Source organism: Stenotrophomonas sp. STEN046 (genome assembly GCF_056759755.1).
In genome coordinates this window covers 26,111-39,005 of sequence record NZ_JBRRDR010000010.1, presented here as the reverse complement: position 1 = coordinate 39,005, position 12,895 = coordinate 26,111, and the positions used below count along the sequence as shown (strand labels likewise).

Below are 12,895 nucleotides of genomic sequence, written 5' to 3'. Positions count from 1 at the left end.
AGCGGGCTACTCACACCACGATCTCGCCTGCATCTTCGCCGTCCCAGTAATGGATGCGGGCGGCGTGCACGTGGATCAGCACCAGTCCCGGGGTATCGACGCCCTGTTCGAACCAGCGCTCCAGGTCCTTCACCCAATGGCGGGCCATCGTGGCGCGGTCGCGGATGAGCGCGGCCCTGCCCTGCACGTGCACGAACAGTGGCGGTTTGCCCAGCAGCGATTTGCTGCCCGAAAAGCTCAGTGCCACGGCAGGGTCGGCTTCGATCTCGCGCACCATGTCGGTGTTTTCAAGGGTGAAGAACCAGCTGTCGCCGTCGTAGTCGACATCGCCGTTGTTGCTCATCGGGCGGCCTGCAATCTCGCCGCCGGCGCGGGTCTGCAGCATGGTGAAATCGATGCCGGCCATCTTCTTCGCAAGTTCCGGCAGGGTAAGCGTGGTCATGGGTGGCTCCTTCAACAGGGTGGAGCCCAGCCTCAGCCCACCCCGGTGACCGACGCGTGGATGGGCACTGCCGGATTCTTCACGCTGGGCCTCTGCCATCCGCGACGCACCGGGACAGGTCGTCAGCACGGATAGCGGAACACCAGATCGTCCGGATCGCTGCGCGCCGCCATCGCATCCAGCACCCCGCCAAGGCGAACCGCCACGGCCTGCGAAGCGCGGTTGTCCGCGGTCATGTAGCTCACCAGCGTCGGCAACCCGCGCACCTCGAACGCCCAGTCGCGCAGTGCGGCCGCCGCTTCGCCGGCATAGCCCTGCCCTTCCTGCCCGGCGTACAGCAGCCAGCCCAGCTCCGGCTCGGGAAACAACGGCCCGTGGTTGATACCCACCTGGCCTATGCACCCGCCGGTGTCGCGGCGTTCGATCATCAATGCGCCGTGGCCGAACAGATGCCAGCTGGCCAGGTCATGGCAGAACTGCCCCCACGCGGCGACCTCACCGAAGGGCCCGCCCATGCCCGCTGCACGCGGCGATGCGAGGAACGCGGCGTATACCGGGAAATCGTCGATGCGCTGCGCACGCAGGCGCAGGCGGGGTGTTTCCAGCAACGGGATTTCGATCATGCGGGCAACGGTCAGTACACCGCCAGGAATCCGCAGCCGCGGCGCTGCGGCTGGCCCTCGACAGTCACCTGCACGCTGGCCGAGGTATCCACGCCTTCGGCATTGCGGCAGGGCTCGCGCTTGATCTCGACGATGGCGGGCTGTTTGCCCAGCTCGCCGTTGAGCACCGTCAATGAACCCGGTGCACCGGCCGGTTGGCCGAGGTAGCGCAGTGTTCCCGCGCTGCTGCGCCCGTCGACGACGAGCGTGGCATCGTGGTTGCCTTTGCCGGTGGAGGCGATCTCGATGCTCCAACCCGCGCCACCACCGGTGAACGCCGGAACCGGGCTCGCGTCGGCGGCGATGGACGGATGCCGGGGTGCGTCGGCACCGGCATCGTGATGCGGCGCGCTGCTGGCGCACCCCGCGAACAGGCCGGCCGCCAGGGCGGCAGTCACAACACAACGAAGGGCCATGATGGATTCCTGTGATGGTTGAAACGCCAGTCTAGGCAAGCTGCCGTGGGGCAGCGATGAATTCGCCGTCCCACCATCGGGCCCGCCCCGCACAATCAGCGTGGCGCACGCCCCGCTGCCGCAACCTGCACCCGGTCGCGGCCCCGCGATTTGGCCTCGTACATGGCCGCATCGGCGGCGCGTACCAGCGCGCGCCAGCCCAGTGGGTCGAGCGTGCCCTGGGCAACGCCGAAGCTGGCGGTAACCCGCAGGCTGTCGCCGCCGCCCAGCAGGATGTCCTGCCCGCGCAGCGCCTGCCGCAGCGACTCGGCCAACTGCCGGCCGCCGGCCAGATCGCCGTCGGCCAGCAACACCAGGAACTCCTCGCCACCGTAGCGGGCGATGCTGTCATCGCGGCGCAGATGGCGCTGCAACAGGTGTGCCACCTGCACCAGCACGTCATCACCGGCCGCGTGGCCCTGTCCGTCGTTGATCGATTTGAAGTGGTCCACGTCCAGCAGGATCACCACCGCCTGCGTGCTTCCTGCGTCGTGCCGACGCTGCACCTGTTGTTCCAGCGAGCGCCGGTTCAACAGGCCGGTCAGCTGGTCGGTATCGGCCAGCTCGCGCAGCTCACGGGTCAACGCCGAGCGCTGCTGCGATTTCGAACGCAGCACTTCTATGGCATCGAACAGGCGCTGCATCTCGGCCATCCGATGGCTGCTCCGCTGGCCGTCGTCCGGCAGGTCCGAGGCGATCTGGATCACCTGTGCCTGGGCCTGCAGCAGCGGCCGCAGGATCTGCACGTGGGCGATGCGCAGGGCCAGCCCCAACACCAGCAGCGTGCCCAGTGCGGTGGCCGCCTGCACGGCCAGGCGCGTGGCAGCTTCGTTCCGGGTCTGCTGGAAGCGCGCGATCGATACCGCCAGATACCCATCGCGCAGTGCCTCCAGCGATTGCAGCGTAGGCACGTAGCGCGCGGTGAATTCAGCAGCGGTCCATGGCGGCGTGACGCCGCGTCGGCCGTCCTCGACCAGCTGTTCAACCATCGGCAGCGATTGACCGAAGAACTGCCGGCGCGCCCTCTCCCAGTGCAGGGCCAGTTCCGGGTCGCTGCGGAACACCGACTCGTGGCTGGCAGCCAGCCGCCACAGCTCCAGCAGCCGCCCCTCGGTCTGCTGGGCGGCGCGCACCTGCTGCATGCGCCACGCCCCGGGCACCACGATCGGCGCCATCACGTTCGACGCCAGCCGGCCACCATGCTCGCGCAGGTCGATCAGTATCTGGCCCTGCATGGCAGGAACCGCCGCTTCACGACCGGCGCCGACCAGGTCGCTGATCTGTACCGATGTGAGTGCCTGCAGCCGGTCGTACACCGCGAACATGCTGTTGATTGCATGCTCCACATCCTCTGCCGAGCGCTCGCCCCGCGGCAGTGCGGCGACCCGGTCAACGGCAGCGCGCGCGGTCAGCAGCCGCCTCCGGGCTTCCCGCAGGCGCGGTGTTTCGTCCACCACCCGCGGGTCGGTCTGGAACACGGCCTGCAACCGCAGCAGTGCGGCATCCACGCGTTGCCGTGCATCGGCCAGCTGCGCTTCCAGACGCCGGCGTGCCCATGCATCGGCCGGGTCGGCACCGAGCAGGCTGTTGGCAGGGCCGCGTTCGGCAGACACCAGATTGGCCAGTTCAAAGGTCTGCCGCAGCTGCTGCAGGGCGATCAGGTTGTCGTCGGCCTGGGTGTAGCGCTGCGTCGCCTGCACCAGCGCGATGGCCATCAACGGCAGCGTGCACACCACGAACAGACCGGCCAGCAGCCATACCCATGCGCGCAACCCGATGGACGATGCCGTGCGACCCATTCAGCTGCCCCTTGGCGTGTGGATCAGTGTAGCGGCCAGGCCCGGATCTGCTGCTTCAGATCCAGCGCTGGTCCACCAGTTCGCGCTTCACGTAGGCGTAGAACACCGGTGCGGCCACCAGCCCCGGCAGGCCGAACGCCGCCTCCATCACCAGCATCGCCAGCAGCAGCTCCCAGGCACGGGCCTGGATCTCGCCGCCGACAATGCGTGCGTTGAGGAAGTACTCCAGCTTGTGGATCACCACCAGGTACAGCAGCGCGGCCACGGCCACATAGAACGACACCGACAGCGCCACGATGGTGATGATGGTGTTGGAGATGATGTTGCCGACCACCGGCAGCAGCCCGGCGATGAAGGTGATCAGCACCAGCGTCTTCGACAGCGGCAGGTGCACCCCGAACAGCGGCAGCACGCCCAGCAGGAAGATGGCGGTAAACACCGTATTGAGAAGCGAGATCTTCACCTGCGCGAACACCACCTGGCGGAACGCGGTGGCCAGGCGGCTGGTGCGCCCGATCAACTCCTGCGCCAGCGGGCCCATCTTCGGCAGCGGCAGTTCGTCATACAGCGCGATCATCGCGCCCAGCACCATGCCGATCAGCACGCGTACCCCCACCTGCACCACCGACGTGCCGGCCACGCCCAGCTGACGCTGGTGCTCGGCGGCCCACTCGTTCACCGCCGCGCGCAGGGCGGTCAGGTCTTCGGGAATGTATGCCTGCAGCACCGCCGGCACCTGGTGGCGCGAGGTATTGAGGATGTCCATCAACCGCGCCAGCAGCACGTCGGGGCCACCGGTCTCGTTGCGGAAGAACGAGGCCACGCCGATACCGGCCAGCACCAGCGCGCTGATGATGACCGCCGACAGCACGATCACCGCAATCGCACGCGCGCGGCCGGGGCGCAGCTTGCCTTCCACGGTGGCGGCCAGCACGTGGGTCAGCTGGAACACCAGCAGGCCGGACAGCAGGGTCACCACCAATCCCAGTTTCAGCGCCAGCCACATGCCCAGCAGCATCAACAGCCAGGCGGCGATGCGTGCGACGGGCGGCTTGGGCAGGGTCGGCAGGACAAGTGACATTGGCGCACATCCGGGTGGGGTGGCCCATGGTAGTGGATTGCCCGGCGTGCTCCCGCGCGCGTTCAGCCCCTAGCACGCCGGGCACTGGCGGCCGCTGCCCGGCACACGCCTCATGCGCTGGCAGCATCCTGCCCGAGGCGGTAATGCAGGCGTACGCAACCGCGGTCGAGCGCCCTGGCATCAAGCAGCGTGGGACTGCTGCGGAAACCCGTCTGCGGAAACAGCGGGCGCCCTCCTCCCAGCAGTTCGGGCATCAGGTAGACCTCGATCTCATCCAGCGCGCCGCGTTCCATGAAAGCCATCTGAAGTTGCCCGCCACCGAGCATCCAGACATCGCCGTCGGCCAGCCCGCGCAGTTCGGTGATCAGTGCATCGATGTCGCTGCGCGTCTGCAGCGGTCCCTTGGGCGCATCGATGGCGCGCGAAGTCACCACGATCACCCGCTGCCGTGGGTACGGCCAGGGCGATGGGTCACGGGCCAGGAAATCGTAGGTGGCACGCCCCATCACCACCGTGCGGATACCGCGCAGGAACACGCCGTAGTCGTGCTCGCCCAGGTCCATGCCCGCGTAATCGAACAGCCACTGCAGGCTGTCACCCGGCCCGGCGATGAAGCCATCCAGACTGCTTGCGATGTATCCCCGGATGCGTGCCATCAGTCGAGCCTTGTTTATAACCGAACATTCATTTACTTTAAACCCATGGCCCGCACCAAGACAATCTCCGATACCGCCCTGCTCGACCGCCTGCTGCATGCCCTGCAGTCACACGGCCCGTCTGCCCTGTCCTTCGCCAGGGCGGCCACCGCCTCCGGTCTTGCCGCAGCGACGCTGGTGCAGCGGTTCGGCAACCGCGAGGCGATGCTGGAAGCAATCCTGCTGCGCGCCTGGGACCTGCTGGACGATGCGACCGAAGTGGCCAATGCCGAAGCGGGACCGGGTGCAGACGGTGCGGTCGATGTTCTGGTGCGACTGACCGACGACGCGAGCGCCGAGCGTGACCTCAGCGACGGGCTGTTGCTGCTGCGCGAGGACTTCAGCAACCCGCTGCTGCGCGCACGCGGCGCGCGCTGGGGCGCACGCCTGGCCGAGGTGCTGGGCAACCGCCTGTCCAGCGATGCTGATCGCGCGGGCCGGCTGGGCGTGCAGATGGCCAGCCTGTGGCAGGGAACGTTGCTGTGGTGGGGCTTCAACCGCGAAGGACGGCCCCGCGACCAGGTCCGCGCCGCCCTGCAGGTCTGGTGCGACGGGCTGCAGCTGCCGCAGCGCTCACCTCGTGGCAAGCGCGGCTGAAGGCACTGCAAGCGCTGCCGCCTGCAGGCTGCCCTTGCGCTCGCTGTAGCGATCGGTCAGGTACGCCGAACGCTCCCGCGTCAGCAGCGTGAACTTCACCAGTTCTTCCACCACGTCCACTACCCGGTCGTAGTACGGCGACGGCCTCATCCGCCCCTGCTCGTCGAATTCCTGCCACGCCTTGGCCACCGATGACTGGTTGGGGATGGTCAGCATGCGCATCCACCGCCCGAGCACGCGCAGCGTGTTCACCGTATTGAACGATTGCGAGCCGCCACTCACCTGCATCACGGCCAGGGTCCTGCCCTGCGTCGGCCGCACGCTGCCGTCTTCCAGCGGCAACCAGTCGATCTGGTTCTTGAATACACCGGTGACCGTGCCGTGGCGTTCGGGACTGACCCAGAGCTGCCCCTGCGACCACTGCGACCACTCGCGCAGGCGGCGCACTTCCGGATGATCGGCGCCGACGCTGTCGAGCATCGGCAGCGCGTGCGGATCGAATACCCGGGTCTCGCAGCCGAGATGGCGCAGCAGGCGCTCGGCCTCCAGCGTCAGCTTGCGGCTGAACGATTGCGGGCGCAGTGAACCGTATAGCAGCAGGATCCGCGGCGGATCTGCGTGCACGGCGCCAAGCACTGCGGGGTCGGGCCGGGGAAGCGACGCTTCAGCCAGATTCGGAAGGCACGGGGTTGTGTCGATATCATTCATTCGACTATTCTAGAAATATGGAAACGATGAATGCAATCACCGCCCTGACCGCGCTCGGCCACGCCACCCGTCTGGCCGCCTTTCGCCTGCTGGTCGAAGCCGGCCCGGAAGGCCGCATGGCTGGCGACATCGCCAGCGCACTGCGGGTGCCGCCGGCGACGCTCAGCTTCCATCTGAAGGAGCTGCTGCAGGCCGGGCTGGTCGAGAGCGAGAGCCAAGGACGCAACGTCTGCTACCGCGCCAACTTCGGAGCCATGACCGGCCTGATCGACTACCTCACCCACAACTGCTGTGCCGGTTCACCCGGCCCGGGCTGTGGGCCCGGCTCCCCTGCCCGTACCTGTTGAACGGAGATCCATCGTCGTGCCCCTCCAGCGCATCCTGTTTCTCTGCACCGGCAATTCCGCCCGCAGCGTTCTTGCCGAAGCCACGCTGCGGGCGTGGGCCTGCAGCCGATTCGATGTCTTCAGCGCCGGCAGCCAGCCCACCGGCGAGGTCAACCCGTTTGCCCTGCGCCAGTTGCAGGCCGAAGGCATCGCGACAGCCGGCCTGCGCAGCAAGTCCTGGGACGAATTCGCCGATGCAGCACCGATGGACCTGGTGATCACCGTCTGCGACGCCGCCGCTGCCGAAGCCTGCCCGTTGGTGTTTGGCAACTTCCTGCGCGCACACTGGGGACTGCCGGACCCCGCCGCGGTCAACGGCAGCGATGCCGACAAAGCCGATGCATTCGCGCAGGCTCACGCCATCGTCAAAACGCGCCTGCTGGCATTGCTGGCACTGCCCGCGGCGACGTGGTCCGATCGCGGGCAGCTGCAACGTGCGCTGGACCGGATCGGCTTCGTGCAGCCGGGAGATGGCGAGGCGTGAGCCTGCAACGTCCATGAACCTGTTCGAACGCTACCTGACCCTGTGGGTCGCCCTGTGCATCGTGGTCGGCACCCTCCTCGGCTACCTGCTTCCAGCCGCCTTCGCATCGTTGGCAGCGGCGGAGATGGCGCAGGTCAACCTGCCAGTGGCCGCGCTGATCTGGCTGATGATCATCCCGATGCTGCTGAAGGTCGATTTCAGCGCCATGCGCCAGCTCGGCCAGCACTGGAAAGGAATCGGCGTCACACTGTTCATCAACTGGGCGGTCAAACCGTTTTCGATGGCGCTGCTGGGGTGGTTCTTCCTGCGCCATGTTTTTGCCGACGGGCTGCCGGCTGCACAGATCGACAGCTACATCGCCGGCCTGATCCTGCTGGCTGCGGCGCCCTGTACCGCGATGGTGTTCGTGTGGAGCAACCTGTGCCGCGGCGATGCCAACTTCACCCTCAGCCAGGTCGCGTTGAACGACACCATCATGGTGCTGGCCTACGCACCGCTTGTCGCACTGCTGCTCGGCCTGTCCGCCATCAGCGTGCCATGGGACACGCTGCTGCTTTCGGTTGTCCTCTACATCGTCGCGCCGGTGCTGGTTGCCGCGCTGCTGCGGCGCTGGCTGCTGGCCCGTGCGGGTGAAGCAGGGCTGCAATCGGTCCTGGGCAGGCTCGGCCCGCTCTCGTTGCTGGCGCTGCTGCTGACGCTGGTATTGCTGTTCGGCTTCCAGGGCGGGCAGATCGTGCGCCAGCCACTGGTCATCGCGATCCTCGCGGTGCCGATCCTGCTGCAGGTCTACTTCAATGCCGGTCTGGCCTACCTGCTCAACCGTCGCCTCGGCGTTGCCCACTGCGTGGCAGGGCCCTCGGCGTTGATCGGCGCCAGCAATTTCTTCGAGCTCGCTGTAGCCACCGCCATCGGTCTGTTCGGCGTGCACTCGGGTGCAGCGTTGGCGACCGTGGTCGGCGTACTGATCGAAGTGCCGGTGATGTTGTCGGTGGTGCGCATCGTCACTGCATCACGCCGGTGGTACGAGCGCGCCTGATCCGTCCCTCACCTGCGCCCAGGCACCGCCGTCGAGCCACGCAGCATCAAGCTGAAATCCAGTGTCTGCTGAAGCGGCACATCGACACGCTCGATGATGGCGAGCAGCAGATTGACCGCGCGCTCACCGATCTCGCGCATCGGTTGCCGGACGGTCGTCAGCGGCGGCGTGAGGAAACGGGATGATGCGAGGTCGTCGAAGCCGACGATGGACAGGTCATCGGGCACGCGGATGCCCAGATCCCGGCAGGCCGCCAGGGCACCCAATGCCATCTGGTCGCTGAAGCAGAAGATCGCGGTCGGTGCCGACGCGGCGGCCAACAGCGCCACCGCGGCGGCATGCCCGGATTGCAGCGAAAAGTCGCCCGGCACGATGCCCAGCTGGCGCAGGCGGCCGCGCGCCTTGGCGGAGGCGCGAACGCCTTCCATCCGTTGCTGATGCAGAGGATTGTCCGGCGGCCCGCCCACCACGGCGATGCGCTCATGTCCCAATCCATACAGGTGGTCCATCACCGCGCGTGCGGCGGCCGCATTGTCGATGTGCACGCTGGGGATGCCCAGCGCAGGATCGAATTCGCAGCCATTGACCACCGGCGCGGCGGCGCCCCGCTGCTGCACGATCTCGCGCGCGGTCGGCGGCAGGCGATGCCCCAGCACGATCAAGCCATCGGCCTCGTTGCGCCGGAGCATCTGCGCATAGCGCTCCTCGCGCTCGGGCAGGTGCTGGGTATCGCCCAGCAACACGGCGTAGCCGACCGCCTGCGCGGCATCCTCGGCACCCTGCAGGATCTGCGCGAAGAACGGATTGGCAATATCCGGCACGGTGACCAGGATCTTGCCGCTGCGCTGGGTCTTGAGCGTCCGCGCCACGGTATTGGGCACATAGCCTAGCGCGGCGGCGGCCTGCTCGATGCGCGTGCGGGTGGCCGGCAGCACCTTGTCCGGCCGCGAGAGCGCACGCGACACCGTGCCGGCGGAAACGCCAACGTGCTTTGCGATGTCGTAGATGGTTGCCATGGGGTTACGTCGTTCCTGCCGCTGTGCAGTGCACAACGGCTCTGCGGGAGGCCCATGCTAGGGTAATGCAATCGATTGCATCGAGGCGAATCCGCTTGAAAACGCTCAAGGGTCCAGCGCTGTTCCTGGCGCAGTTCATCGGTGACACACCTCCTTTTGATCGACTGGACACCTTGGCCGGATGGGCCGCGGGGCTGGGCTATTCTGGCCTACAAGTACCGACCGGCGCGCCCCACCTGTTCGATCTTGCCGAGGCAGCACGCAGCCAGGCCTACTGCGACGACGTTGCCGGCATGCTGGCCGGGCATGGCCTGCAGATCACCGAGCTGTCCACCCATCTGCAAGGGCAACTGGTCGCCGTGCATCCCGCCTACGACAGCCTGTTCGACGGCTTCGCGCCGGCCGACAAGCGCGGCGATCCGGCTGCACGCCAGGCCTGGGCGGTGCAGCAGCTGCTGCTGGCGGCCAAGGCCAGCCAGCGCCTGGGGCTGACCGCGCATGCCACCTTCTCCGGCGCGCTGGCCTGGCCGTACTTCTATCCCTGGCCACAGCGCCCACCGGGTCTGGTGGAAGAAGCCTTCGCCGAACTCGGCCGCCGCTGGCGCCCGATCCTGGATGCCTTCGACGCCTGCGGTGTGGACCTGTGCTTCGAGATCCATCCGGGCGAGGACCTGCACGACGGCGCGACCTTCGAGCGCTTCCTCGATGTGGTGGATCAGCACCCCCGCGCAAAGATCCTGTACGACCCCAGCCATCTGCTGCTGCAGCAGATGGACTACCTGGGCTTCATCGACCGCTACCACGCGCGCATCGGCATCTTCCACGTCAAGGACGCCGAGTATCACGCCAGCGCGCGCAGTGGCGTGTATGGCGGCTACCAGGACTGGATCGATCGTCCGGGGCGGTTCCGTTCGCTCGGCGACGGCCAGGTCGACTTCAAGGCGATCTTCTCGAAACTCGCGCAGTACGACTTCCCGGGCTGGGCGGTGCTGGAGTGGGAGTGCTGCCTGAAGCACCCGGAAGACGGCGCGCGCGAGGGCGCCATCTTCATCCGCGACCACATCATCCGCGTGACCGAACGCGCCTTCGATGATTTCGCCGGCAGCGGCACGGACCCGCACTCACTGCGCCGCATGCTGGGGATCTGAGCCATTACCGCCCCGGGAGGGCAAGCCATGACGTACGCCATGTCGCGCTTGGGCGCGATGATGTTTCTGCAGTTCTTCATCTGGGGCGCCTGGTTCGTCACCCTGGGGACATACCTGGTGCAGGGCCCGCTGCAGGCCAGCGCCAGCCAGGTCGCAACGGCCTTCCTCAGCCAATCCATCGGCGCCATCGTCGCGCCCTTCCTGGTCGGCCTGATCGCCGATCGCTACTTCGCCGCGCAGCGCATCCTCGCAGTGCTGCACCTGGCCGGCGCGGCGCTGATGTGGCTGGCGTCCACCGCGACCACCTTCAGCATGTTCTCGGCCTATGTGATGGGCTACATGCTGCTGTTCATGCCGACGCTGGCGCTGGCCAACAGCGTTGCGATGCGGCATATGCAGTCGCCTGAAGAACAGTTCCCACTGGTCCGCGTGGCCGGCAGCATCGGCTGGATCGTGGCGGGCGTGCTGATCGGCTGGCTGGGCTGGGAACAGGCGCATCGGCTCGAATTGACGTTCCAGATGGCGGCGATGGCATCGCTGGCGCTGGGCCTGTATGCCTTCACCCTGCCGCACACTCCACCGCTGGCGCAGCAGCGCGACGCCGGGCTGGGGCAGATCCTGGGGCTGGATTCGCTGCGGCTGTTGAAGTCGCGCTCCTACCTGGTGTTCTTCCTGGCCTCCATCGCCATCTGCATCCCGCTGTCGTTCTATTACAACTTCACCAACCCGTACCTCAACGATCTGGGCGTGCGCGGCGCGGCGGGCCTGCAATCGCTGGGCCAGGTGTCCGAAGTGCTGCTGATGCTGGCCATGCCGTTCCTGTTCGTTCGCCTTGGCGTCAAGACGATGCTGGCGGTGGGCATGGCGGCCTGGGTGGTGCGCTATGCCCTGTTCGCCTTTGGCGATGCGGGCGGCGGCTTCTCGCTGCTGGTCATCGGCATCGTGCTGCACGGCATCTGCTACGACTTCTTCTTCGTCACCGGCCAGATCTACACCGATGCGCATGCCGGCCCCGCCGCGCGCAGCAGCGCACAGGGCTTCATCACCCTGGCCACGTACGGCGTGGGCATGCTGATCGGCACCTTCCTGTCCGGCGCGGTGGTGGAGCACTACACCACGGCAGCCGGTCCGGACTGGCAGAAGATCTGGTTGTTCCCGGCCGGCGTCGCACTGGTCGTGCTGATCGCTTTCCTGTTGTTGTTCCGCGATCGGCCGGTGGCCGCGTCCGTGCCTTCCACGCCCTGAGGACCCCGCCCGATGCAGAAGCTTGGAATCGCCATCGTCGGCACAGGCATGATCGGTGCCGTGCATCGCCGCGCGGCACTGCTGGCCGGCGCCGCGGTCCGCGGCGTGGCCGCCTCGTCGCCGCAGCGCGCACGTGAAGCCGCGCAGTCGTGGAACGTTCCGCGCGCCTATCGGAACATCGAGGAGGTGGTCGCCGATCCGCAGGTACAGGTCGTGCATATCTGCACACCCAACCATCTGCATCGCCCCATGGCGGAAGTCGCGTTGCGGGCCGGCAAGCACGTGATCTGCGAGAAGCCGCTGGCCACCACGCTGGACGATGCACAGGCCCTTGCAGCATTGGCCGCCTCGACCGGGCTGGTCGGCACGGTGCCCTTCGTCTACCGCTACCACCCGGTGGTGCGCGAGGCACGCGCACGCATCGCGCAGGGTGAGCTGGGACCGTTGCACCTTATCCACGGCAGCTACCTGCAGGACTGGCTGCTCGACCCTGCCAGCAACAACTGGCGCGTGGACCCGGCGCTGGGTGGCGCATCGCGCGTGTTCGCCGACATCGGCTCGCACTGGTGCGACCTGGTGGAATGGGTCAGCGGCGAGCGCTTCACCGAGGTCAGCGCGGCGTTCGATACCGTGATCGCCGAACGCGGCGCCCTCGGCGGACAGAGTTTCACCACGCCGACGGCGGGCAGCACGATGCAGGCGGTGACCAGCGAGGACGTGGCGGCGGCGATGTTCCGTACCGGCGCCGGCACGCTGGCGTCGCTGACGGTCAGCCAGGTATCGGCGGGACGCCGCAATCGCCTCTGGTTCGAGATCGATGGCGCCAAGGCCAGCGTTGCATTCAACCAGGAAGACCCCGAGCGGCTGTGGATCGGCCTGCCCGACCAGCGCGAGGAAATCTTCGTGCGCGGGCCCGGCGCCGGCAGTGCCGAACAACGCCGGCTGTCGGTGCTGCCGGCCGGGCACGCGCAGGGCTACGCCCAGTGCTTCGAAGCGTTTGTCGCCGACACCTATCGCGCCATTGAAGGCGTGCAGCCGCAGGGCCTGCCCACATTCGAAGACGGGCTGCGCTCTGCGCGGATCGTCGATCACGTCGTTGCATCGGCCAGGACCCGCGCCTGGACCCCCATCGCTTGAACAC

General features: G+C 67.4%; 15 protein-coding genes. 7 read left to right on the top strand and 8 right to left on the bottom strand.

What is annotated here, in order from left to right; genetic code table 11:
- Positions 1-10: 10 nt before the first annotated feature.
- The 6 genes from ACVOLJ_RS07195 to ACVOLJ_RS07170 all read right to left on the bottom strand — a co-directional run bounded on the left by ACVOLJ_RS07195 (position 11) and on the right by ACVOLJ_RS07170 (position 5,095).
- Complete coding sequence (locus tag ACVOLJ_RS07195) at positions 11-442, bottom strand: pyridoxamine 5'-phosphate oxidase family protein (RefSeq protein ID WP_481563800.1); 432 nt, start codon at positions 440-442, stop codon at positions 11-13.
- 122 nt (positions 443-564) lie between these two features.
- Positions 565-1,065: a GNAT family N-acetyltransferase gene (locus ACVOLJ_RS07190; RefSeq protein WP_481563799.1), complete on the bottom strand. Its 501-nt coding sequence runs from the start codon at positions 1,063-1,065 to the stop codon at positions 565-567.
- Positions 1,066-1,076: 11 nt separating this feature from the next.
- Positions 1,077-1,520: a hypothetical protein gene (locus ACVOLJ_RS07185; RefSeq protein WP_481563798.1), complete on the bottom strand. Its 444-nt coding sequence runs from the start codon at positions 1,518-1,520 to the stop codon at positions 1,077-1,079.
- A gap of 95 nt (positions 1,521-1,615) precedes the next feature.
- Positions 1,616-3,358 (bottom strand): GGDEF domain-containing protein, encoded by a 1,743-nt coding sequence (locus ACVOLJ_RS07180; protein ID WP_481563797.1) that lies wholly within the window; start codon positions 3,356-3,358, stop codon positions 1,616-1,618.
- Positions 3,359-3,413: 55 nt separating this feature from the next.
- Positions 3,414-4,439: an AI-2E family transporter gene (locus ACVOLJ_RS07175; RefSeq protein ID WP_475277704.1), complete on the bottom strand. Its 1,026-nt coding sequence runs from the start codon at positions 4,437-4,439 to the stop codon at positions 3,414-3,416.
- A 110-nt stretch (positions 4,440-4,549) separates the two neighbouring features.
- Complete coding sequence (locus ACVOLJ_RS07170; protein WP_475277703.1) at positions 4,550-5,095, bottom strand: dihydrofolate reductase family protein; 546 nt, start codon at positions 5,093-5,095, stop codon at positions 4,550-4,552.
- Positions 5,096-5,140: 45 nt separating this feature from the next.
- Here ACVOLJ_RS07170 and ACVOLJ_RS07165 point away from each other — a divergent pair, with 45 nt between their 5' ends.
- Positions 5,141-5,731 (top strand): TetR/AcrR family transcriptional regulator, encoded by a 591-nt coding sequence (locus ACVOLJ_RS07165; RefSeq protein WP_475277702.1) that lies wholly within the window; start codon positions 5,141-5,143, stop codon positions 5,729-5,731.
- Here the strand turns inward: ACVOLJ_RS07165 and arsH are convergent.
- Positions 5,708-6,439, bottom strand: a complete 732-nt coding sequence (arsH, locus tag ACVOLJ_RS07160) for an arsenical resistance protein ArsH (protein ID WP_481563796.1) — start codon at positions 6,437-6,439, stop codon at positions 5,708-5,710. The genes ACVOLJ_RS07165 and arsH overlap by 24 nt on opposite strands.
- A 17-nt stretch (positions 6,440-6,456) precedes the next feature.
- Here arsH and ACVOLJ_RS07155 point away from each other — a divergent pair, with 17 nt between their 5' ends.
- Genes ACVOLJ_RS07155 through arsB form a run of 3 tightly spaced genes read left to right on the top strand, consistent with a single transcriptional unit; the run spans position 6,457 to position 8,345 of the window.
- Entirely contained in the window at positions 6,457-6,786 is a 330-nt protein-coding gene (locus ACVOLJ_RS07155; protein WP_475277700.1) for an ArsR/SmtB family transcription factor, read from the top strand.
- A 16-nt stretch (positions 6,787-6,802) separates the two neighbouring features.
- A complete protein-coding gene (locus ACVOLJ_RS07150; protein ID WP_475277699.1) occupies positions 6,803-7,309 on the top strand; it encodes an arsenate reductase ArsC in 507 nt (168 codons plus the stop codon).
- 13 nt (positions 7,310-7,322) lie between these two features.
- Entirely contained in the window at positions 7,323-8,345 is a 1,023-nt protein-coding gene (gene arsB, locus ACVOLJ_RS07145) for an ACR3 family arsenite efflux transporter (protein ID WP_475277698.1), read from the top strand.
- 8 nt (positions 8,346-8,353) lie between these two features.
- On the opposite strand, the gene ACVOLJ_RS07140 is transcribed toward arsB, so the two are convergent.
- Positions 8,354-9,361, bottom strand: a complete 1,008-nt coding sequence (locus tag ACVOLJ_RS07140) for a LacI family DNA-binding transcriptional regulator (RefSeq protein WP_475277697.1) — start codon at positions 9,359-9,361, stop codon at positions 8,354-8,356.
- Between the two features lie 95 nt (positions 9,362-9,456).
- On the opposite strand from ACVOLJ_RS07140, the gene ACVOLJ_RS07135 reads away from it, so the two are divergent.
- The 3 genes from ACVOLJ_RS07135 to ACVOLJ_RS07125 are packed head-to-tail and all read left to right on the top strand — an operon-like array spanning position 9,457 to position 12,891.
- Entirely contained in the window at positions 9,457-10,509 is a 1,053-nt protein-coding gene (locus ACVOLJ_RS07135; RefSeq protein ID WP_481563795.1) for a sugar phosphate isomerase/epimerase family protein, read from the top strand.
- A 27-nt stretch (positions 10,510-10,536) separates the two neighbouring features.
- On the top strand, positions 10,537-11,754 hold the full coding sequence (locus ACVOLJ_RS07130; protein WP_481563794.1) for a nucleoside permease: 1,218 nt from the start codon (positions 10,537-10,539) through the stop codon (positions 11,752-11,754).
- A gap of 12 nt (positions 11,755-11,766) precedes the next feature.
- Positions 11,767-12,891, top strand: coding sequence for a Gfo/Idh/MocA family protein (locus ACVOLJ_RS07125; protein WP_481563793.1), 1,125 nt, complete (start codon positions 11,767-11,769; stop codon positions 12,889-12,891).
- Positions 12,892-12,895 lie beyond the last annotated feature (4 nt).

Bases quoted from the DNA above. Each gene is read 5' to 3' on its own strand.
- ACVOLJ_RS07125 (WP_481563793.1), top strand. From the start codon at position 11,767: ATGCAGAAGCTTGGAATCGCCATCGTCGGCACAGGCATGATCGGTGCC.
- ACVOLJ_RS07170 (WP_475277703.1), bottom strand. From the start codon at position 5,095: ATGGCACGCATCCGGGGATACATCGCAAGCAGTCTGGATGGCTTCATC.
- ACVOLJ_RS07195 (WP_481563800.1), bottom strand. From the start codon at position 442: ATGACCACGCTTACCCTGCCGGAACTTGCGAAGAAGATGGCCGGCATC.
- arsB (WP_475277698.1), top strand. From the start codon at position 7,323: ATGAACCTGTTCGAACGCTACCTGACCCTGTGGGTCGCCCTGTGCATC.
- ACVOLJ_RS07130 (WP_481563794.1), top strand. From the start codon at position 10,537: ATGACGTACGCCATGTCGCGCTTGGGCGCGATGATGTTTCTGCAGTTC.
- ACVOLJ_RS07185 (WP_481563798.1), bottom strand. From the start codon at position 1,520: ATGGCCCTTCGTTGTGTTGTGACTGCCGCCCTGGCGGCCGGCCTGTTC.
- ACVOLJ_RS07180 (WP_481563797.1), bottom strand. From the start codon at position 3,358: ATGGGTCGCACGGCATCGTCCATCGGGTTGCGCGCATGGGTATGGCTG.
- ACVOLJ_RS07140 (WP_475277697.1), bottom strand. From the start codon at position 9,361: ATGGCAACCATCTACGACATCGCAAAGCACGTTGGCGTTTCCGCCGGC.
- ACVOLJ_RS07190 (WP_481563799.1), bottom strand. From the start codon at position 1,065: ATGATCGAAATCCCGTTGCTGGAAACACCCCGCCTGCGCCTGCGTGCG.
- ACVOLJ_RS07175 (WP_475277704.1), bottom strand. From the start codon at position 4,439: ATGTCACTTGTCCTGCCGACCCTGCCCAAGCCGCCCGTCGCACGCATC.
- ACVOLJ_RS07165 (WP_475277702.1), top strand. From the start codon at position 5,141: ATGGCCCGCACCAAGACAATCTCCGATACCGCCCTGCTCGACCGCCTG.
- arsH (WP_481563796.1), bottom strand. From the start codon at position 6,439: ATGAATGATATCGACACAACCCCGTGCCTTCCGAATCTGGCTGAAGCG.
- ACVOLJ_RS07155 (WP_475277700.1), top strand. From the start codon at position 6,457: ATGGAAACGATGAATGCAATCACCGCCCTGACCGCGCTCGGCCACGCC.